Source organism: Hymenobacter lapidiphilus (genome assembly GCF_013377885.1).
Lineage (GTDB): Bacteria > Bacteroidota > Bacteroidia > Cytophagales > Hymenobacteraceae > Hymenobacter > Hymenobacter lapidiphilus.
Genome location: NZ_JABKAU010000003.1, coordinates 24,994 through 44,007 on the forward strand (window position 1 = coordinate 24,994; position 19,014 = coordinate 44,007).

The following is a 19,014-nucleotide window of genomic DNA, read 5'->3' on the forward strand; positions in this document are numbered from 1 at the left end:
GGCCCGCCGGCTTACCAGACAGAAGCCGGCAGGAGCCCGCCAGGCGGTGCTTATTTTGTCTCCTCTTCGTCGGAAAACGCAGCCTTATCCTCTTTTGCGGCTATTTTGTCCTTTCCACCTTTCCCTTCATTGGTGGGGACACCCTCGAAATTGGGCGGAAAACCGTTAAGCTGCCGCCACAGCTCAAACCAGATGGATACGTCATCAAGTAAAGCCCAGCCATACACGCCCGAGCCGATGCGCAGCTGCTGGGGCCAAGCTTCTTGTGTACGGTCGGGCGTAACCAGCACCCGGTACAGGCCTTGCGAATCAATGTTGTCGATGACTGCCACCCGGCCGCCGAAGGTACCGAAGCTGGAGCCAGGCCAGCCGCTGAACACCAGTGCCGGCCAGCCATCAAACTGCAGTCGCACCTCGCGGCCTACGCTTAGCAGCGGCACATCCATGGGCTTTACATATAGTTCGGCGGCCAACTCCGGCGCAATAGGCATTACCGTCACTACATCTTCGCCTTCTTTTACGATTTCGCCGATACCTTGCTTGAGCGCCCGCACCACGTAGCCGTCCTGCGGTGCCCGAATGGCGTAAAAGCCTGCCCGGATACGCAGATTGGCCAGCTCATTGCGCAATTTGGCAATCTGGCCCTCCGAGTCGAACTGATACGCCACGGCCGAGCGCCGCTCCGACTCCGACTTGGCCAGCTTGTCCTGGTAATCGGCCTGGAGTGAGGTAAGCTCTAACTGGGCATTGATGAGCTCCTGACGGGAAGCCCCGAGCTTGTTTTCTACGCCCTGCAGCTTAGCCGTGCTTTCCTGCAGCTTAAGGCGGCGCTGCTCCAGCTCGGTGAGGCTTTTGAGACCCTGGCGGTAAAGCTCTTCCTGGCGGCCCAACTGCTCGCGGGCAATGGCAAAATCATTCTCAGAAGCCCGCAAATCGGCCTCATCGGAATTAACCTTTAAACGCGTCTGCTTCACTTTGTTGCGGGCCTTATCGAGGCTCACGGCCAAGCCCGCCCGCAGGGCGTCCTGCTGGTCGCCGAGTGCTACCGTCTTACCCTCGTTCTGCTCCAGGGCCGCCACCTTGGCCTCCAGCTGCTCGCGGGTGCGCTCCACCAGTTGTGGATCGAAGTATTTTTCCTTTATTTCCGTGATTTCGACCAGCGTATCTCCTTTCTTCACCAGCTGACCCTCGCGCACCCGCCAGCCGGCAATGCGCCCGCCAATGGTAGTGGGCACGGTCTGGGGCCGGTCCTGGGGGCGCAATGTAGTCAGCTGGCCATAAGAGCGGATGTTCTGGGTCCAGGGCAGGAAGCCGGCCAGAACTACGACAATACCCAGCACGGCCAGCCAACGGGCCAGCACCCGGCCGGTACGTGGGGTCTGCACCCGCTGGTACGAGTGGAAGCCCCCCAATAGCGGGTCGGGTATTTCCTGAGGCTGTTTGGCAGAGGACATGTGAAGCAGTTTAGCAGGTAGCGGGGCCAAGGCGGCCCGCTTTCTTTCCTGCGGGGTACTTATCAGATTGAGAGATAACAAGTGGACGGAGGGAACACTTGACTAAAGACGCCACCGGCCTTAGAGCTTACAAGCGCCGGTTGGCAGCTGGCTGACAAACCGTAACGACGGTCTTTCCATTCAGCCGGAAAGCGCAAACCGTTGCCGTAACCCCGCCCGGGCGCCGGAACCGACGGGTATTACAGCACGCCCATAACTGTATCGTAGCTGCCTTCGGCCTCAATGCGGCCGTCGCGTAGTAATACCAGCCGGTCGCAGAGCCGAAGTGCATCGGGACTGTGGGTGGCAATGAGCACGGTCCAGGGCTGGTCGGGGGCCAGCAAGCGGCTCATAATGCGTAGCCGCTCGCCCCGCTCTACGCCCGACAGCGGGTTATCGAGTAGCAGCAGGCGAGGCCGGCTAACAAGGGCCCGCACCAGCAACAGCTTCTGGCGGGCACTGTCGGAGAGGGGCGTACCAACGCTGATGGGCGTATTCAGGCCTTGGGCGCGGGCATACAGCTCATCGCGCAGGCCCACCAGCTCCAGCGCCCAGGCCACATCATCGGGTTCGATGAAAGGCTGATCGATGGTGATATTTTGTAGCAGCGTCCCTTCGAATAAGCCCTGGTGCGACATATTATCAGCCAAGTCGCGGCTCAGACATATGGGGGCCAAATCGCGCAGGGGGCGGTTGTCGTAGGCCACCACGCCGGCGTAGCCTTCGAGCAGACCGGCCATTACATCGAGCAGTGTGCTTTTACCAGAGCCGTCGGAGCCCACTAGGCCTACTTTTTCGCCCGGCGCAAGCTTAAGCAGAATATCGGCCAGCGTGTCTTGCTCGGCCTGGGGGTAGCGGTAGCTGACCTCGAACAGCTCGACGTGCAGGCCCACCAGCGGCTGAACCCGGGGTAGCTCGTAGGTGCCGCTACTGAGTTTGTTGAGGGGCAAATCGAGCACATGCCCGATTTTATCGAGTGAGGTCAGCGCGTCGTATACCACATCAATCTTGAGCAGCACCTTTTCCATGGCTGTAATGATGAGGATAATCACGATTTCAGCCGCCACAAACTGGCCAATATTGAGCTGCTTGGTAATCAGCAGCCAGCAGCCGATGATGAGCAGAGCCGCCGTAATCAACCCCCGGAAAACCACGAAGCCCCAAAACTGGGTCACCAAGATCTTGAAGTGAGTCTGGCGGGCGGTCAGGTAACCATCTACGATCTGATCGGTGCGGCCAATGGCCAGCTGCTGGCGGGGTGCGTTGCGGAACGTGTTGACGGTGCGGGCCACGTCTTCGAGCCACGACACCACGCGGTACTTGTATTTAGATTCGATGAGGCTGCTTTGGAGGCCGCCAGGGCCGGTAATGCGGATCAGCAGGGCCAGCAACCCCAGCAGCAGCAAGCCAAACACAATGAAAACCGGGTGGTAGAAGGAAAGCAGAATCAGGCCGAACAGGATTTGCAGCGCGGCGGCCGAAAACTCAATCAGTAGCGTAGAAAGGCCTTTTTGCAAGGTGGGAGCGTCGAGCAGGCGGTTCATGAGCTCGGGCAGGTACTGCCCGTCCAGGGCTTCGGTACGCACCCGGGGCAGGCGCACAGCAAAATCGTAGCTGATGCGGGCAAACAGCCGCTCCTGCATATATTCGACCAGTTTCAGCTGCATTACCTGCAGGCCTCCCACCGCAATGGTGCCAAACACAATAAAGCCAATAAGCACAATTAGCGAGGTACTCACGTCGCCGCTCGTTACAAACCCGATAACCGATTGTACACCTAGTGGCAGTGTCAGGCTGATGAGGCCCGCCAGCGCGGCATAAACGTAGAGGTAGCCGATGTCGCGCCGTTCGCTGTTCAGCAACTGCCACAAACGCTGTATGGGGGGCATTGAGGATTCCGAAGAACTGGCCATGAACTATAGGCTGGAATAATTAATGAGAGGAGAGTGAGACGCCGAGGCTGCACTGAGCAGGGCCGGTTCAGCGCAGCGCCCCGAAGGCCAGGTTTTCAAGGAATCGGTACAGAACCGTCTCTTCGCTACCAGTGTTTTGCGCATCGGTAAGCCCGGGCAGGTGCCGGGCAAAAAAGTGCTGCTTACGGGCAGCCTCCACCAGAGTGCTCACCAGCGCCCGCGGAAACGGATAGGTGGGTGCCAGTTCCGTTACAACAGCGGCCACTTCGGCAACCAGCCGCTTGTATTCGCGAAACAGACCGGCCTCATTGTCCTGGTCCACTTCGTGGGTGAGGTAGGCCTTGGAGGCTTCATGGACCACAACACGGTAAAGGGCGGCCTCATCAAGCGGCGTCGTAGTGGGGTCGTCGTGGTGGGCACGCGTGAATACGCCCAGAATCAGGCGCAGGCGCTGGGCGGCATCGGGCACGTTATGGGTATGGAAACGGATCTGGTAGCGCATCCAGGCCCAGTACCACGACACCAGGTACACCAGCAGCCGGTGCTTGTTTTCGAAGTAGCGGTAGAGCGAGGCCTCGGTAGACCCCATGCGCTGGGCCAGCTTCTTGAACGTGAACTGCTCCAGCCCGATTTCATCAATCAGCTGCACGCTCTCGGCAATCAGCCGGCGGCCCAGCTCGGTGTCCTGCGGGTCGCGCAGGTACAGGCGTTCGTTCAACTCAATGCGCAGGATCGGATTCATAGTCAATATCGATGGAGTCAGCAAGGTAGCACTCTCCTTGCTGATAGCATTACTAGCGGGTTGAAACCCAAACAATGCCTCTCAGTCCATTGCCAGTGATTCTTCTCCTTCTCGAAACCTGCTGCAAAGGTACCTTCTCTGTCCAGGCACCGACTTAATATGGAATTAAATGGAGCTTAAATTCCAATTAAAAAGCCCTCCCTACCGTGGTTTATTCCTATGCATCGCGCCTCATCCCTGGCCCGTCTCCTGCCGAAGCAGGGCGGCCAGGGATAAGGCGCGGGGGCAAAGCCAATGCTGCCAGGGGCGACCCAACCCAACAGCAGGCGGGCAATGCGCTACTCTCCTTGCCCCAGCGAGAAAGCGCGCTGGCCGTCCATGAGGTAAAGATTTTCAGTTTTGATGACCATGATGCCGGCCTCGGTCAGGCGGCGCTGCAAATCGAGTACCTGCCCAAACTGCACGGGCGTGTAGCCCACCTGGGTAGCGGTGGCCTCGGTGGCGGTGGTGGCCACAAAGCGGCACCGCCAATGGTCGGTGCAGAACGTTTCGGCATGGCCATCGGGGTACACCTTCACGCCGCGGTTGGTAATGATTTTGAGTTTCAGGTCCGGCCCCGCCAGCCGGGCCAGCTGCTCGCCCAGCTCGTTAGGATTGAGGCCGTTCCAGCACACAAACACATCGGAGCCCACGAGCTGCTGCTCCACCACCGGCCGCCTGTACGGCGTTGCGGGCTTGGCAGCTGTTGCGGCCGGGGCCACCTCGCCCGCCCTGAAGGAAGCCAGCTGCTGCGGCTCACGACCCAGGCGTTCTATCACGGCATCGGCAAAGCCCTCAGTGCTCACTTTGGTAGTGCTCGTTTCGGCGCGGTAGATGTCGGCCGTGTGCTGGCCGTCTTCCAGAGCGCAGAGCCAAGCGTTGTGCACGCGGGCGGCCACCTCGTGCTGGCCCAGATGCACGAGCATCAGCACGGCGGCCTGCAACAGACCCGAGGGGTTGGCAACGCCCTGGCCGGCAATGTCGGGGGCCGAACCGTGGATGGCCTCGAACAGCGCCCCGTGGTCGCCGATATTGGAAGAGCCCGCCAAACCCACCGAACCCGCCAGCTGGGCCACTACATCCGAAATAATGTCGCCGTACAGGTTCAGTGTTACAATTACGTCGTAGCGTTCGGGCGTATCGGCCAGCCGGGCCGTCCCGATGTCGATAATCTGGTGGTCCTGCCCCAGGTCGGGGTACTGCTGCCCTATCTCCATAAACACCCGATGAAACAACCCGTCGGTGAGCTTCATGATGTTGTCCTTGGTCATGCACGTAACGTGCTTGCGGCCATGCCTGCGGGCGTATTCGAAGGCGTAGCGCACGATTTTCTCGCACCCCGGCCGGCTTACCAACTTCAGGCACTGCACTACCTCGGGCGTCTGCTGGTGCTCAATGCCGGCGTAAAGGTCCTCCTCGTTTTCGCGCACAATCACGATATCGAGGTCGGGGTGGCGGGTGAACACGGCCGGGTAGAGCGAGCGGGTAGGCCGCACGTTGGCGTACAGGCCCAGAGTTTTACGCAGCGTTACGTTCAGGCTCTTGTAGCCTCCGCCCAGCGGCGTGGTGATGGGCGCTTTCAGCAACACGCCGGTGCGCCGCAACGAGTCCCAGGCTTCCGGCCCGATACCCGAGGCGTGGCCCGCCAAATACATCTGTTCGCCTACCTCAATAAACTCCGGCTCGATGGCCGCGCCCGCCGCTTCCAAAATCCGTAGCGTCTGAGTCATGATTTCAGGACCGATACCGTCGCCGACGGCTACCGTGATAGGGGTTTTGCTTGCCATGTTGGGTAACTGAGTTGGGAAAGTGAATGCCGGCCAGGTTCTCACCGAGTCGCTCCGCAAATCTAACAACACTTTTTTCATTAATAGCTTTACTATTATAATTGGAAGTATATAACTATTTACTAATCGACTTATAGACAACACTATAAATATCAAAATCGGCGGATTTTTATCCTTCTATACTTTTTGTCGGCTACAAGCAAGCAACCATATCCCGGATTTATTGTATAATAGTAAAACTATCAATATTGGCAGCAACAATATTAAAATAGTCTTAAAATGGCACCCCTCCCCCGTTCCGGTCGCTACCTGTTGGTTGGTCAGCCGGCCCAGCTGCCGCCTACGCCGGTGGCCACTATCAAACGCCTGAGCCACACGCAACTGCGGGTTATGCTCGACACATTCTACTCTTATGCGCTGCACCGCCCGTTGCTGCTACGCCAACCCCTCATGGCGCTACTGCTGGCACTGAGCCTGACGTTGGGCAGCTGCACTACCGTGCGCCAGGGCGAAGTGGGCGTCAAGCGCAAGCTCGGCCTTCTCGATGAGCAAGTGGTACTGTCGGGGCCAAAGGGGTTCAATCCATTTATCGCCACCATTAGTAAGGTACCGATTACGACCCCGAACCTGGAAATCCGTTCCAGCTTGCCGTCTAAAGAAGACTTATCGGTGGGGTCCGGCATCTCGATTCTCTACCGTGTGAAGCCGGAGAAGGCCCCCACCATCCTGCGTGAAACGGGTAAGGACTACGAGAATGTGCTGATTTTACCCCTGTTTCGTTCGGCAGCGGCCGACGTATGCGCCCGCTACTTCGCCAAGGACATGCACAGCGCCGGGCGGTCGGTGATTGAAACCGCCATTCAGGAGCGCATGAATGAGGTGTTGCGTACCCGTGGCTTCGAGATTGAGCATGTGCTGATGAAGAACATCGTGCTGCCCGGCGGCTTGGCCAAGTCCATCGAAGACAAGCTTGAAGCCGAGCAGGATGCCCAGCGCATGGAGTTCCAGAAGCTGCGCGAAACCCGCGACGCAGAGCGGCGCGTGATTGAAGCGGAGGGCCAGAAGCGCATTGCCGTGGTGCGGGCCGAGGGCCAGCAGGAAGCTAACGTGCTTGAGGCCAGTGGTAAAGCGAAAGCTATGCGCATCGAAGCAGAAGCCATGCGCCTGACCAACCAGCTCATCAATCGCGACCTAACCCCAGCCGTGCTCAACTACAAATCAATTGAGGCCTTCCGGGAGCTATCGAAGTCGCCGAATGCCAAAACCATTATCTCCAACGGCACAACACCCCTGCTCAACACGCTTGCTCCCTGATGATAACGCGGCTGTTTTGGCCCGGCCCGCTGCTCCCAAGCGGGCCGGGCCTTCCCTCCTACCCTCTTTTCCCTCAATCATGCGCTACTTCCTGATCTTCTTACTGTTTATGACGGGCCTGGGCGCTCTGCTGCCGGTCCAGGCCCAGGAGCTGGAAACTATCCAGAGCCGCAAGCTCCAACTCAAGTTCCGGGTGCCGGCCGACTGGCGGGTGGAGCGCCTGCGCACCGACTCGCTCTACGTGATGCACTATAGCAGCCCCGACAAGCAGGTGCAGTTCTGGGTAGGGGAATTGCGCGGGCCCCACGCCACGCTGCCCCCGGCCGAAGCCCTGCAACGGCTGCTCAACCACCTCGGAGCCACTGAGCACGAAGAGCACCCGGCCACCTCGACCGGCGGCATCACCTTTCTGGAAAGCACCGGCACAGCCCGCCTGCAGGGCCGCCAGCAACGCTACGTGGCCCGCGTGGCCGACAACCAGGGCCACCTGCTGCTGGTGTACCTCTACGCTACGCCCAAAGACTTCGGGGCACAGGCTCCGCTGCTCGACCAGGTACTCAACAGCCTTGCGCCCTTGCCCCGCTAACTACCAGGCAAGCTCCCGGCCGGCCAGTCAGCTGCTTTTTCAGCTTGACTATACGACCGGGTGCTGGCCGGTTTTCGCGCTTGATTTGTCCGTTAAAGTGCGGTACCCGGTACTGCCGGCCCCCTTGGGGTATTTTTCCACTGCTTTCCCCTTTCCCAATGAATTCGTTTTCGCGTCCGTTGCTTCTGTTGCTAGTGCTGGTGGGCCTTGTGGTCCGGCCGCTGGCCGCCCAATCATCCGCGCCGCCGGTAATGGCCGCCTCGGCGGACGTATCGTTCGAGCGGGTGGTTCTGCCCAAATACGAGTTGGAATACCGCGTACCATCCACGTGGGAAACCACCCGTCAAAACCTTGATTCGGCTCTGATAACGGCCTACATCAGCCCCGATCAGAGCATGATGCTCTACATCGGTAAGCTGCGCGGCGGGGCCGGCACTCTCACGCCCGGACAGGCCCTGTACCAGCTCACCGAGCAGTTCGGGGTGCCCGTCAACAAGCAATACGCAACGTCCTATAATGGCCTGAGCTTCCTGGAAACCACCGGCACGGGCCAGATGGACGGCCGCGTGCTGCGCTACGACGCGCTGGCGGCCCACCACCGGGGCCACGTGGTACTCATCTACCTGATGGCCACGCCCGATGCCTTCCTTACCCACGAGCCGCTGATTCAGGAAATTCTGCACAGTATAGCTCCTTTTCCGGAGCAAAAGCGACGGCGGCGCTAGGCCGCACCACCCCGGCCTCGTTCTTTAGTTTCACCCGCCCACTCTGCCATGATTATCTTCAACCTGCTCACGCTCAACCCCGACCATGCCCGCCGGATTACCCAGCTGATGCTGACGCAGCAGATGGCCACCGACGTATTTGTGGATGAGGCCATAGCCAACCACTACCTCACGGCCCAGGGCACGGTGGCTGCCCAGCCACTGCACCGGGTCATCTTCATCACCAAGGCCCTGCTCTACCGCCGCATCGAAGAGCTGCTGGAGAAGCAATTCCCTGACAACGATTTCCGCATTTATGCCACGCCCGTTACGCAGGTGAATGCAGCCGAGGCCGAGCGCGTACGGCAGCTACACCAGACGTAAACCGCCACGCGCTTCCGCGGAGCCAGCGTTGACCCGATTTCAAGCCGGTCGCAACTACGTACCTTTGCCACGCGGGCCGCGCTGGTAGCGGCTTGCGTGGTTATTCTGCTTTTCCCTGGCTTTTCGGTCTATGAGGTTACCTGCCTTCCTGTCTATGGCGCTGCTCTGCGCCGGTCTGGCAGCTGCTCCGTCCTTACACGCCCAGTCGGCGCGGCCGGCGGCCAAACCGGCCGGCCCGGCAGCGGCTAAGCCGGCAGTTGCCAAGCCGGCAGTTAGCAAGCCCCCTGCGGCTAAGCCGGCCACCATGCCGCCGCCACCGGCCGGCCTGGGCTCGGCCGACCAGGATCTGCGCTACAAAAACGGGAAGATTTTAGTGGAGCAGGGCCGCTACGCGATGGCTATGCAGGAGCTGGAACCCCTGACGCTCGCAACCGCCAAATTCGGGCGTGCTCCCGAAGCAGCCTATCTGTATGCGGTGGCGGCCAGCCGGACCAAAAAATGGGCCGAGGCCGAGCAGATGCTCAACCTGCTGCGCAACCGCTACCCCAGCTGGAGTGGCTTGCCCGAGGCGCTGTTTCTGCAGGGCCAGATATCGTTCGAGCAGCAGGACTACCCCAATGCCCTTGCGGTGCTCAGTGAGCTACCAACCAACACCCTGACGAGTGAGCGGGCTACTATGGAAGCCATGTACCTGCCCCGCATCAGCGAGAAGGCTGTATTCCAGAACCTTGTGAAGAACTTTCCGCAGGATGCGGCGCTGGGCCGGGCCTACGCCGATAAGCTGGTGAGCGGCGGCTGGTACACGCCCGCCGACCAAGCCCAGCTCGACCAGCTCATCAGCCGCTTTAGCCTCGACCGCAACACCTACACGCCCCGGCCGGGCGGCACCAAAAAAAGCAGCTACAACATTGGGGTGCTCCTGCCCTTCGAGTTCGGCGACACCAGCTGGGAGAAGCGCCGTCGCAACCAGTTTATAACCGACCTGTACGCCGGCCTGCGCCTGGCCCAGGATTCGCTGCAACGGGCCGGGCGGCCGGTGCAGCTCTTCGCCTACGACACTGGCGCCGACACCGTACAGCTTAAGCAGGTGCTAACGCTGCCCGAACTGGCCGGCATGGACCTCATCATCGGCCCCATCTATAAGTCGGGCTCTAAAATACTGGCCCAGTACGCCCAGCAGCACCAGATTGCCGTCGTCAACCCGCTTTCGCAGGATGGCAGCTTGGTAACCGATAACGCCTGGCATTACCTGTTTGAGCCCGGCACGGCCACCCAGGCGCGGCAGGCGGCCCAATTTGCCTACACCCGCCTGGGGGGGCCACGCACGGCCGTGGTGCTCTACGAGGACACCAACGACGAAACAGCTTTCGGCCTGGCCTACAAGCAGGCCTACGAGGCACTGGGCGGCAAAGTGCTGCAGCTGCGCCGCATCAAATCCGACGATGAAACCTCGCTGGCCGCCGGCTTTGGCGGCATCGATCTGAAAACCGTTGGCCACCTTGTGGTAGCTTCGGACAACCCTAAATCCGGTGTATTCACGCTCTCGGCTATGCGGGTGCAGAGCGCCAGGCCGCCGCTCATCACGTATGCGTCCTGGCTCAACAACAACCGCCTCAGCCTCGATCAGCTCGACTCGCGCGACATTTACTTTATCCACCCCAAGTACCTCGACCGCAACAATGCCGGGGTGCGACGGGTGCGCCAGCTTTACATCCAGCAGCTTAACCTACCACCCTCGGTATTTGCCTACACTGGCTTCGAGCTGCTTTACTACTTCGGCAGCCAGCTGCACCAGCATGGCCCGTCCTTCCAGCAGCCGCTGGCCAACGGCGGACCAGTGTCCGGGGCCGTGTTCCAAGGCATCGGCTACCCCAACGGCGCCCACGACAACCAGTACGTGCCCATTACCAAGCTCGAACGGCTCGAAGTGGAAGTGCTAAACCCGGTGGGCTTCCGGTAGGTTATCTGGTAGTGAGTAACGGGTATTGAGTAATCAGGTATCCGCCTCTTTGGTTTCAGCCGGAACCGCCCGGCCTTTGTTCGTTTTCTTACTCTGTTTCTCATGTCTCAGGATTCCGTACTCAATACGACTACTGCTCCCTCGCTCAACCTCGCCACTTCCGATACCCTTTTCACCCGCGCCCAGCACCACATTCCGGGGGGCGTCAACTCGCCGGTCCGGGCCTTCCGGGCCGTGGGCGGGCACCCGGTCTTCATGCAGTCGGCCAAAGGTGCCTGGCTGACGGATGTAGACGGCAACAGATACCTCGATTTTATTAACTCTTGGGGCCCGATGATTCTGGGCCATGCTCCCGACCTCGTGGTAGACGCCGTGCGCGCCGCGGCCGGCGACTCGCTTTCGTTTGGCGCACCCACCCGCCGCGAGGTGGAAATGGCCGAGCTGATCAAGAAAATGGTACCCAGCATCGAGAAGGTGCGGCTGGTGAACTCGGGTACTGAAGCCACTATGTCGGCCATTCGGGTAGCGCGGGGCTACACGGGGCGCGACAAAATCATCAAGTTCGAAGGCTGCTACCACGGCCACGGCGACTCGTTTCTGATTGCCGCCGGCTCGGGCGCCCTCACGCTGGGCGCGCCCGATTCGCCCGGCGTAACGCAGGGTGTGGCCCTGGATACCCTCACGGCCCCCTACAACAACCTGGAAGCCACTGAACGGCTGATATTGGCTAATGAAGGTCAGGTTGCGGCTCTTATTCTGGAGCCGGTAGTAGGCAACATGGGCCTTGTGGCCCCGGCCGAGGGCTACCTGCAGGGCCTGCGCGACCTGTGTACCCGCCACGGCATTGTGCTCATTTTTGATGAGGTGATGACCGGCTTCCGCCTCGCCCGCGGCGGCGCCCAGGAGCTGTTCGACGTTACGCCCGACATGACCACGCTGGGCAAAATTATTGGCGGCGGTATGCCGGTAGGTGCTTACGGCGGCCGCCAGGACATTATGAATCAGGTGGCCCCTGCTGGCAAAGTGTATCAGGCGGGTACGCTTTCGGGCAATCCCATTGCCACCGCCGCCGGTATTGCCCAGCTTACCTACCTGCACGAGCACCCCGAGCTGTACACCGAGCTAGACCGCATCACGGCCCGCCTCGCCGACGGCACCCGCCAGATATGCGCCGATCTGGGCCTGAACTACACCGTCAACCGCGTCGGCTCGATGTTCAGCGTCTTCTTCACCGACCAGCCCGTTTCCAACCTCGAAGATGCCAAAACCTCCGATACCGAGGCGTTCGGCCGCTACTTCCGGGCTATGCTCAACCGCGGCATCTACCTGGCTCCTGCGCTCTACGAAGCCCTATTCGTGAGCATCTCCATGACCGACGAACTGGTAGACATGTACCTCACTGCCTGCCGCGAGTCGATGATAGAAGCGCACGGGCTTAAGGATTAGCTAGCCCAGGTTTAACTCACTCCGGTTACGCAGAACGGCGTAGGGTGCGGGGCTTGTCCCCGCCCGCCGTTGAACACTAATCGTTCAACGACGGGCGGGGATAAGCCCCGCACCCTACGCCGTTCTTTTAGCTAACAACTAATCACTAAAAACCCGACCTTTGCGCGAATCAACCGCGCTTACATGTTCCGAATTCGCCCGCTGCCACTGCTTTTATTGTTGCTGGGCCTTGTGCTGCCGTTGCTGCTGGTGGCCCAATCCACTACTGGTCCGGCCGCAGCCAACAAGCGTTTGTTCGACAGCACCGTCGATGAGCTGAACTTCCGGACGATGGAGACGGTGTACGATAAGTCGTTTGCCCGCGCTAAATATCCGGTAAGCCTGCGCGCCACCAAGGCCCGGGCCGAGTTCGACAACTACTTTGGCCGCGACGACCTCCAGAAGTTATTCCGCAACTACAACGGCGTGTCGGAGCGGTTTAAGAGCCGGTTTGGGAAAGGCCGCACCGATTTACTGGAGTTCGAAAAGCAGCTCAACAGCCTGCTGGTCGACCGCAACTTCGAGTTCTTCATTCGGGTGCTGCCCCGCGATGAGCGGGTGGCGCTGGTACGTACCCTGCAGCGGGTTATCAAGCAGAGCGCGGCCCAGTTCAATGCCTCCCAGGATCCTGCCCCCGACGAACTGGCCGCCGATGGCGCAGCCGTGCCCCCGGCCGCCGATGGTGCGGCTCCCGCCACGCTGCGCGGACCCGCCGCCGTAGCCGAAGACCCGAACCCCCAACCCGAAGCCGACCTAGCCTCGGCGCCCGCCTACGCCGGCCCCCGCCCCCTCGACGTGCCCGCCCGCCACGACTGGATGGACTACCTGAGCCTGATGCTGCTCATCGGCTCGTTTCTGCTGCTGCTTTACCTGGTGTTGAGCGTAGTGCCGGCCCTGCAGCAACGCCTCGATGCCCTGCTGCCTCCTGCCTACGCCGATTCCGACGACGAACCCGAGCCTGAACCCCGGCGGCCGCGCCGTACTGCGTCGAGGGCCCTCCCCGAAGACCGCTACGAAGAGGAAGAGGAGAGCTGAGCAAAAAATCGCAAGCAGCAACCCTCCTATCAGGCTCATCAGGCTCCTCGCATAAAGTGCGGCACATCACCCGAACCGGCTGTCGTTTTCCATTTTCAGCCCTTTACCTATACTTGACAAGATGATTCTTTCCGACCAGCAGATTCTCGCCGAAATTGAGCGGGGTACCATTGTAATAGCGCCTTACGATCGGAGCTGCCTGGGCACTAATTCTTACGACGTGCACCTGGGCCGCTACCTGGCTACCTACCGCGACGCGGTGCTCGACGCCCGCAAGCACAACAAAATCGATGTGTTCGAAATCCCGGATGAAGGCTTTGTGCTGGAGCCCGGCACCCTGTACCTGGGCGTAACCGAGGAGTACACCGAAACCCACGCCCACGTGCCGTTTTTGGAGGGTAAAAGCAGCGTTGGCCGCCTCGGCATCGACATTCATGCCACTGCCGGTAAAGGCGACATTGGTTTCTGCAATACCTGGACGCTGGAAATCAGCGTATCGATGCCCGTGCGTATCTACCACGGCATGCCGGTGGGCCAGCTCATCTACTTCACGGTAGAAGGGGAAGTGGAAAACCTCTACAACAGCAAGCCCAACGCCAAGTACAACCAGCGCACAGTAAAGCCTGTCGAGTCGATGATGTGGAAGAACGCCTTTTAGGGCCGATTCGCTGAACTCTGGGCTACTTACGCAGCCCGCGGGGCGGCCTCGGCCGTTCGGCGGGCTGCGTATTTTTTGAGGAATCTGAAGTGGCGGCGGCACTCTAAAGTAAACTACCTGGCATAATTTTTCGTTAGCATGGGGCAAGCCCCGGCCTACAAGCCGGCTGGCAAACAAGGTTCCGGCCTTGTTCAATCTCTTCACGCTATTCTTCCCCGATGAAAAAGATACTTGCCCTCGCCTCCGCTCTTTTCCTGACTTCGTTCGGCGTTTATGCCCAGCAGCGGGCTCCGCTGGTTACCAAGCAGGACGCAACCAAGCCCTCTTCCCGCCTAAACCCCGGCCAGCAGCGCGCCCAGGATCTGTCGTATCAGATGACGCGTGATTTACGCCTCAACGGTTACCAGAAATCCCGCGTCCAGGCTATCAACGAAGACAAGCAGGCCCGCATCATTGCTATCATCCAGCAGAATGCAGGCAACGATAAGCTCATCAAAGACCAGTGCGACGTTGTGTGCCGCGAGCGGGACAAGGAGCTGCAGACGGTGCTTAGTACCGACCAGTACAGCAACTACTATGGTTCGCGCCGCGAGTACAATGCGTTTAGCATGAACTACAACATGCAGACCACCAACGACGCTTTCGTGAAGTCGGTGAAGGATCCGGCTCCGGCCAGCAGCAAGGGCGCTACCATCGGTCCGGCCACGGCTACCAAAGCCAAGTAGCCTAATTGCGCACAGGACATAAAAAGCCCCGCCGGTATTGTGCCGGCGGGGCTTTTTATGTCCTGTGCGCAAACCCTATGTTCGGGTAGCGCGGGCAGTCAGCGGCTACTTTTGCTTTTGCTGCTCCTCCTCGATGTGGCCCATCAATTGGCGGCACAGCTCGCGCATTTTGGTGGCCATAAACGAATCGTTGGTGGCCGTGAGTACGCTCTCGGCCATGGCTCCGATGGTGTCCACGTAGAAGTGCTTCATCTCATCGACAGGCATATCCTTGGTCCAGAGGTCAATTTTCATCGTGCCGGCCTCGTCCCGGTCCCAGAGGGAGATATTGATGGCCTTGGCAAAGTGGATATCGGGCCCCGCATCAGTGGCCGACCAACTGATAGCCTCGGGCACTTTCTGGTCGTCGAGGGCAATGCTAAAACGGATTTCGGACTTCTTCATCACAGATGTTGCTGATGGTGCAGATTACGCAGATGCAGACGATTTCATACGCCTCTACGCTTTGCTCATCATTCTAATTCGAAACTGTACTCTGACTGGAAGGTGAAACAGCGGTGCAGCTGTCGTCTGCATCTGCGTAATCTGCACCATCTGCACCATCTGTAATTAGACGTAGTTGTTGAGCATCACCGGCATCACCAGCATCAGGATGCTTTCGTGGTCGTCGGGGGTGGTGGGCATGAGCAGGCCGGCGCGGTTGGGCGTGCTCAACTCCAGCGTAATTTCCTCCGAGTCGATGTTGGAGAGCATTTCCTGCAGGAACTTGGCGTTGAAGCCGATTTCCATGTCTTCGCCGTCGTACTGGCAGGCCAGCTTTTCGTTGGCTTCGTTGCTGAAATCCAGGTCTTCGGCCGAAACCGTCAGCTCGGAACCCGCGAGGCGCAGACGCACCTGGTGGGTGGTTTTGTTCGAGTAGATGCTGATGCGCTTTACCGAGTTCAGCAGCTCCTGGCGGCTGATAATGAGCTTGTTGGGGTTGCTTACCGGAATCACGTTTTCGTAATCGGGGTAGCGCTCATCAATCAGGCGGCACACGAGGCGCATCTGGTTGAAGCTGAAGTAAGCATTGGAGCCGTTGAACTCCATGCGCACCGGCGTAGCCTCGGAGGGCAGCGCGCCTTTCAGCAGGTTGAAAGCCTTGCGGGGAACAATGATGTTCGAGGTCTGGCCCGCGCCCACATCGGAGCGGCGGTAGCGCAGCAGGCGGTGGCCGTCGGTGGCCACGAAGGTTACCTGGTTGTCGGCCAGCTGCACCAGAATGCCGGTCATGGCCGGGCGCAGCTCATCGGTGCTGACGGCGAAGATGGTTTTGTTGATGGCGCGGCTCAGCGACGAGGAAGGCATTTCGACCGGGGCCGTGCCTTTTACCACCGGCACGCGAGGGAAGTCGGTGGCGTTTTCGCCGGCCAGCTTGTAGCGGCCGTTGCTGCTGGCAATTTCGATGCTATAGGTTTCCTCGTCCAGCGTGAAGGTAACGGGCTGGTCGGGCAGGTTTTTGAGCGTATCGAGCAGGATGCGGGCGGGGGCGGCAATGCGGCCGCTTTCACGGGCTTCTACGGGCAGCTCGGTTATCATGCTCGTCTCCAGGTCGGAGGCCGTAATCGTCAGCTTGCCATCCTCGATTTCAAAGAGAAAATTCTCCAGAATGGGCACCACGGGGTTGTTCGTAACCACGCCGTTGATGCTCTGGAGCTGCTTGAGCAGGGCGGAAGACGAGACGATGAACTTCATAGGAGGAGTTGGGTTGGAGGCGGTTTTTGCAATGGGCAAAGATAGGTAACGCGGCCGGGGTTTTCTAACGGGGCCGGACAATGCGGGCAGGGAATATGGCAGCCTCGGTATCAGCCCGGAAAAACGACTTCTGTACGGCCTCTGCCCCTATTGCTGTCCAATGGCGGCCCAGATGGCAGACCCAAGAAAGAACAGCCCCACCGCTGCCAATATCAGCAGTAGCACTACACCCAGCCCCTGCATCAGCCCCGTCAGCACCGCCGAGCCAGCCGTAGCATAGCGGCCGCCGTAGCGTTGTGCCAATTGCTCCCGCACCCGGTGCGGCCGCCAGTAACGCAGATATAGGTACACGAAGCCAATGGTGGCTTTTAGCGCATTCATAAGAGAGCGAAACAGGCCATCAACCAACGCATCACCAAGAATATCGTCGAACATCTCCCTTTTTCCTACACGTTACTGCCTAACGCAAGCTGCGGAGAACGACGTAGGGGCGGGGCTTGTCCCCGCCCCTACGTCCGCACCAATTCAACAATAATCGTTCAACGGCGGGCGGGGACAAGCCCCGCCCCTACATCGACCTCCGCAGCTTGCGTTAGTTATTCAATGTCAAAACCGGGCGTAGCGGCGCTTGCGGCGCCAAGCACGCAAGGCTCCGAACAGGCCCAGCAGTACCAGCGGGGCGGCCAGGTTCAGCAGCTGCCAGCGGCTACGCTCGGCCACTACGCGCAGCTTGTCGAGGGGGCGCAGCGTGATTTGCTTGCCACGCACGGCAATCAGACCCGACTGGTCGAGCATGTAATCGACGGCGTTGAGTACCAGCTCGCGGTTGGCGAATTCGGTGGGTGCGAGGCGGTCGAAGCCCAGGCGCATGGGGCGGCCGGTTTTGGGGTCGATGTCGTTGCGCACGAAGTCGCCGTCGGAGATGACGAGCACTTTGGCGGGGCGGTTTTCGGGGCTGGTGGCGGGCTGGAAGCGGTTGGTGCCGGGCGCGGCACGGTTGGCGAACAGCGAGCGGAACTGGCCTTCGAGCAGGTAGCCCACCGGCTTGTTGCGGGCCGTGTACAGCTTGGGGTCGGGCGGCATGCGGGCGTCATTCAGGTTGACGGGCACCGGCGAGGGCAGCACGCGGGTATAGCGCGAGGTGGAGAGCAGCGGCGTTTTGCGGATGCCCACGGCCTTCACCGTATCAATGCTGCTTACAAATTTGGTGTACACCGCGTCGAGGTTGCGGGTGATGGGGTGCGCACTGAACTGGTTGATGAGCGGGTAAAACTGCCAGGGCATGGGCTCGACTTTGGGCTTGTCGCCGTTCATGCCCGTAACGAGCGGAATAACGCCCGAATTGAGGTCGAGCAGTAAATCGGGGTTGATGCGTAGGCCATACTTGAACATCATATCATCTAGGTTCAGGCTGAGCGGGAAGGCGAGCATGCCGCCGCGGCTGGCACTGTCCAGGTTAACGCGCATGGCATCCACGAAAAACAGCGCGTTGCCGCCGTGGGTGATAAACTGGTCGAGCTTGAACTTTTCAGGCTCGGTGTAGGCCTGGGCCGGCTTGGCCACGATGAGGGCGCTGAGCGAGGCCAGGTCTTTGGGGCGCGACTTGTCCAGACTCACCCGAAACACGTCGTAGTCGCGGCTGAGCGAGCCAATCAGGTCGCCTGCCTCGATATTGGTCAGCTCGCCGTGGCCTTCCACTACGCCAATGCGCTGGCGCTGGCCGGGGCTGAGCCGGCGGATGGCACTGGCCAGCTCGTACTCCAGCCCCTCGATGCTCTGGTTGAGGCGCACTTCGGGCGATTCGGCCTGGTTGCCACGCAGCAGCAGCACCTTCTCCTCCTTGCCCCCGGCCGAAACTACAGCCCAGGGGAAGATGATTTTCTCGGTGCGCTGGCCGTTATCGTTGGCGCCGAGGTTGGTGGGGGTCAGTCCCTTTTTGAACAGGGTCTGGTAGAACTCGTTGCGGGCCTGCTCGGTGGCTGCTGCCGAGGGGTCGATGAACACGAAATGCAGGTTGGTGCCGCCGTACACGCGCATTTCGGTGAGGGTTTCGCGCACGCCCTGCTGCAGGCGCCGGAAGCCGGGCGGAAAGTCACCGTCGAGGTAAACCGTCACGGCCACGGGCTGCGGTAGCTTCTCCAGCAGCTCCTTGGTGGCCTCCGACATGGTGTAGCGCTTATCCTCCGTCAGGTCGAGCCGAAAAAAGAACAGGCTACCCAGAAAACTGAGCAGCAGCAGCGCACCCAGCAGAACCGCAAACCGGGTCAGGTCGCGCTTTTTGGTTTGAGCTGCTGTATTTTCTTGAGCTGTTAGCTGAGAGCTGTTAGCTGAGAGCTTAGGTTCTGGTTCAGTACGCACAAATGCACTCGAAAAAGTTGTTGAAATCAGTTCTCAAGCAACCACCCTGTTGCCACTAATCTGCCGTTCAAAAAAGCTATCAGCTGAAAACTAATAG

At 60.0% G+C, this 19,014-nt stretch carries 17 protein-coding genes; 9 read left to right on the top strand and 8 right to left on the bottom strand.

Annotated elements, in window-relative coordinates; all coding sequences use genetic code 11:
• Nucleotides 1–50: 50 nt before the first annotated feature.
• From HW554_RS02240 to HW554_RS02255, 4 genes are all read right to left on the bottom strand, one after another.
• On the bottom strand, nucleotides 51–1,454 hold the full coding sequence (locus HW554_RS02240; RefSeq protein WP_176906724.1) for an HlyD family secretion protein: 1,404 nt from the start codon (nucleotides 1,452–1,454) through the stop codon (nucleotides 51–53).
• A 239-nt stretch (nucleotides 1,455–1,693) separates the two neighbouring features.
• Entirely contained in the window at nucleotides 1,694–3,382 is a 1,689-nt protein-coding gene (locus HW554_RS02245; protein WP_176906725.1) for a peptidase domain-containing ABC transporter, read from the bottom strand.
• 91 nt (nucleotides 3,383–3,473) lie between these two features.
• Nucleotides 3,474–4,148, bottom strand: a complete 675-nt coding sequence (locus HW554_RS02250) for a TetR/AcrR family transcriptional regulator (RefSeq protein WP_176906726.1) — start codon at nucleotides 4,146–4,148, stop codon at nucleotides 3,474–3,476.
• Between the two features lie 338 nt (nucleotides 4,149–4,486).
• A complete protein-coding gene (locus HW554_RS02255; protein WP_176906727.1) occupies nucleotides 4,487–5,974 on the bottom strand; it encodes an NADP-dependent isocitrate dehydrogenase in 1,488 nt (495 codons plus the stop codon).
• 279 nt (nucleotides 5,975–6,253) lie between these two features.
• Here HW554_RS02255 and HW554_RS02260 point away from each other — a divergent pair, with 279 nt between their 5' ends.
• The 9 genes from HW554_RS02260 to HW554_RS02300 all read left to right on the top strand — a co-directional run bounded on the left by HW554_RS02260 (nucleotide 6,254) and on the right by HW554_RS02300 (nucleotide 14,825).
• Nucleotides 6,254–7,288, top strand: coding sequence for a prohibitin family protein (locus HW554_RS02260; protein ID WP_246285067.1), 1,035 nt, complete (start codon nucleotides 6,254–6,256; stop codon nucleotides 7,286–7,288).
• A 79-nt stretch (nucleotides 7,289–7,367) separates the two neighbouring features.
• Nucleotides 7,368–7,874 carry a hypothetical protein gene (locus HW554_RS02265; protein ID WP_176906728.1) on the top strand — a complete coding sequence of 169 codons (507 nt, stop codon included), beginning with the start codon at nucleotides 7,368–7,370 and terminating at the stop codon, nucleotides 7,872–7,874.
• Between the two features lie 158 nt (nucleotides 7,875–8,032).
• Entirely contained in the window at nucleotides 8,033–8,599 is a 567-nt protein-coding gene (locus HW554_RS02270) for a hypothetical protein (RefSeq protein ID WP_176906729.1), read from the top strand.
• 48 nt (nucleotides 8,600–8,647) lie between these two features.
• Entirely contained in the window at nucleotides 8,648–8,962 is a 315-nt protein-coding gene (locus HW554_RS02275; protein WP_176906730.1) for a hypothetical protein, read from the top strand.
• 685 nt (nucleotides 8,963–9,647) lie between these two features.
• Nucleotides 9,648–10,922 (top strand): ABC transporter substrate-binding protein, encoded by a 1,275-nt coding sequence (locus HW554_RS02280; protein ID WP_394354308.1) that lies wholly within the window; start codon nucleotides 9,648–9,650, stop codon nucleotides 10,920–10,922.
• Nucleotides 10,923–11,024: 102 nt separating this feature from the next.
• The gene (gene hemL, locus HW554_RS02285; RefSeq protein ID WP_176906732.1) at nucleotides 11,025–12,368 is read left to right on the top strand and encodes a glutamate-1-semialdehyde 2,1-aminomutase; all 1,344 of its coding nucleotides are present in this window, start codon (nucleotides 11,025–11,027) and stop codon (nucleotides 12,366–12,368) included.
• 183 nt (nucleotides 12,369–12,551) lie between these two features.
• Complete coding sequence (locus HW554_RS02290; RefSeq protein ID WP_176906733.1) at nucleotides 12,552–13,442, top strand: hypothetical protein; 891 nt, start codon at nucleotides 12,552–12,554, stop codon at nucleotides 13,440–13,442.
• 121 nt (nucleotides 13,443–13,563) lie between these two features.
• Nucleotides 13,564–14,100 carry a dCTP deaminase gene (dcd, locus tag HW554_RS02295; protein WP_176906734.1) on the top strand — a complete coding sequence of 179 codons (537 nt, stop codon included), beginning with the start codon at nucleotides 13,564–13,566 and terminating at the stop codon, nucleotides 14,098–14,100.
• A gap of 218 nt (nucleotides 14,101–14,318) precedes the next feature.
• A complete protein-coding gene (locus HW554_RS02300) occupies nucleotides 14,319–14,825 on the top strand; it encodes a hypothetical protein (protein WP_176906735.1) in 507 nt (168 codons plus the stop codon).
• A 105-nt stretch (nucleotides 14,826–14,930) separates the two neighbouring features.
• Here HW554_RS02300 and gldC read toward each other — a convergent pair whose 3' ends face one another.
• The 4 genes from gldC to gldG all read right to left on the bottom strand — a co-directional run bounded on the left by gldC (nucleotide 14,931) and on the right by gldG (nucleotide 18,917).
• Entirely contained in the window at nucleotides 14,931–15,269 is a 339-nt protein-coding gene (gene gldC, locus HW554_RS02305) for a gliding motility protein GldC (protein ID WP_176906736.1), read from the bottom strand.
• A gap of 165 nt (nucleotides 15,270–15,434) precedes the next feature.
• Nucleotides 15,435–16,559 carry a DNA polymerase III subunit beta gene (gene dnaN, locus HW554_RS02310; RefSeq protein WP_176906737.1) on the bottom strand — a complete coding sequence of 375 codons (1,125 nt, stop codon included), beginning with the start codon at nucleotides 16,557–16,559 and terminating at the stop codon, nucleotides 15,435–15,437.
• Between the two features lie 147 nt (nucleotides 16,560–16,706).
• On the bottom strand, nucleotides 16,707–16,994 hold the full coding sequence (locus HW554_RS02315) for a hypothetical protein (RefSeq protein WP_176906738.1): 288 nt from the start codon (nucleotides 16,992–16,994) through the stop codon (nucleotides 16,707–16,709).
• 171 nt (nucleotides 16,995–17,165) lie between these two features.
• Entirely contained in the window at nucleotides 17,166–18,917 is a 1,752-nt protein-coding gene (gene gldG / locus HW554_RS02320; RefSeq protein WP_317170815.1) for a gliding motility-associated ABC transporter substrate-binding protein GldG, read from the bottom strand.
• Between the last annotated feature and the right edge of the window lie 97 nt (nucleotides 18,918–19,014).

Excerpts from the sequence above, each read along its gene's own strand:
- HW554_RS02240 (WP_176906724.1), bottom strand. The coding sequence starts at position 1,454 with ATGTCCTCTGCCAAACAGCCTCAGGAAATACCCGACCCGCTATTGGGG.
- HW554_RS02245 (WP_176906725.1), bottom strand. The coding sequence starts at position 3,382 with ATGCCCCCCATACAGCGTTTGTGGCAGTTGCTGAACAGCGAACGGCGC.
- HW554_RS02250 (WP_176906726.1), bottom strand. The coding sequence starts at position 4,148 with ATGAATCCGATCCTGCGCATTGAGTTGAACGAACGCCTGTACCTGCGC.
- HW554_RS02255 (WP_176906727.1), bottom strand. The coding sequence starts at position 5,974 with ATGGCAAGCAAAACCCCTATCACGGTAGCCGTCGGCGACGGTATCGGT.
- HW554_RS02260 (WP_246285067.1), top strand. The coding sequence starts at position 6,254 with ATGGCACCCCTCCCCCGTTCCGGTCGCTACCTGTTGGTTGGTCAGCCG.
- HW554_RS02265 (WP_176906728.1), top strand. The coding sequence starts at position 7,368 with ATGCGCTACTTCCTGATCTTCTTACTGTTTATGACGGGCCTGGGCGCT.
- HW554_RS02270 (WP_176906729.1), top strand. The coding sequence starts at position 8,033 with ATGAATTCGTTTTCGCGTCCGTTGCTTCTGTTGCTAGTGCTGGTGGGC.
- HW554_RS02275 (WP_176906730.1), top strand. The coding sequence starts at position 8,648 with ATGATTATCTTCAACCTGCTCACGCTCAACCCCGACCATGCCCGCCGG.
- HW554_RS02280 (WP_394354308.1), top strand. The coding sequence starts at position 9,648 with ATGTACCTGCCCCGCATCAGCGAGAAGGCTGTATTCCAGAACCTTGTG.
- hemL (WP_176906732.1), top strand. The coding sequence starts at position 11,025 with ATGTCTCAGGATTCCGTACTCAATACGACTACTGCTCCCTCGCTCAAC.
- HW554_RS02290 (WP_176906733.1), top strand. The coding sequence starts at position 12,552 with ATGTTCCGAATTCGCCCGCTGCCACTGCTTTTATTGTTGCTGGGCCTT.
- dcd (WP_176906734.1), top strand. The coding sequence starts at position 13,564 with ATGATTCTTTCCGACCAGCAGATTCTCGCCGAAATTGAGCGGGGTACC.
- HW554_RS02300 (WP_176906735.1), top strand. The coding sequence starts at position 14,319 with ATGAAAAAGATACTTGCCCTCGCCTCCGCTCTTTTCCTGACTTCGTTC.
- gldC (WP_176906736.1), bottom strand. The coding sequence starts at position 15,269 with ATGAAGAAGTCCGAAATCCGTTTTAGCATTGCCCTCGACGACCAGAAA.
- dnaN (WP_176906737.1), bottom strand. The coding sequence starts at position 16,559 with ATGAAGTTCATCGTCTCGTCTTCCGCCCTGCTCAAGCAGCTCCAGAGC.
- HW554_RS02315 (WP_176906738.1), bottom strand. The coding sequence starts at position 16,994 with ATGTTCGACGATATTCTTGGTGATGCGTTGGTTGATGGCCTGTTTCGC.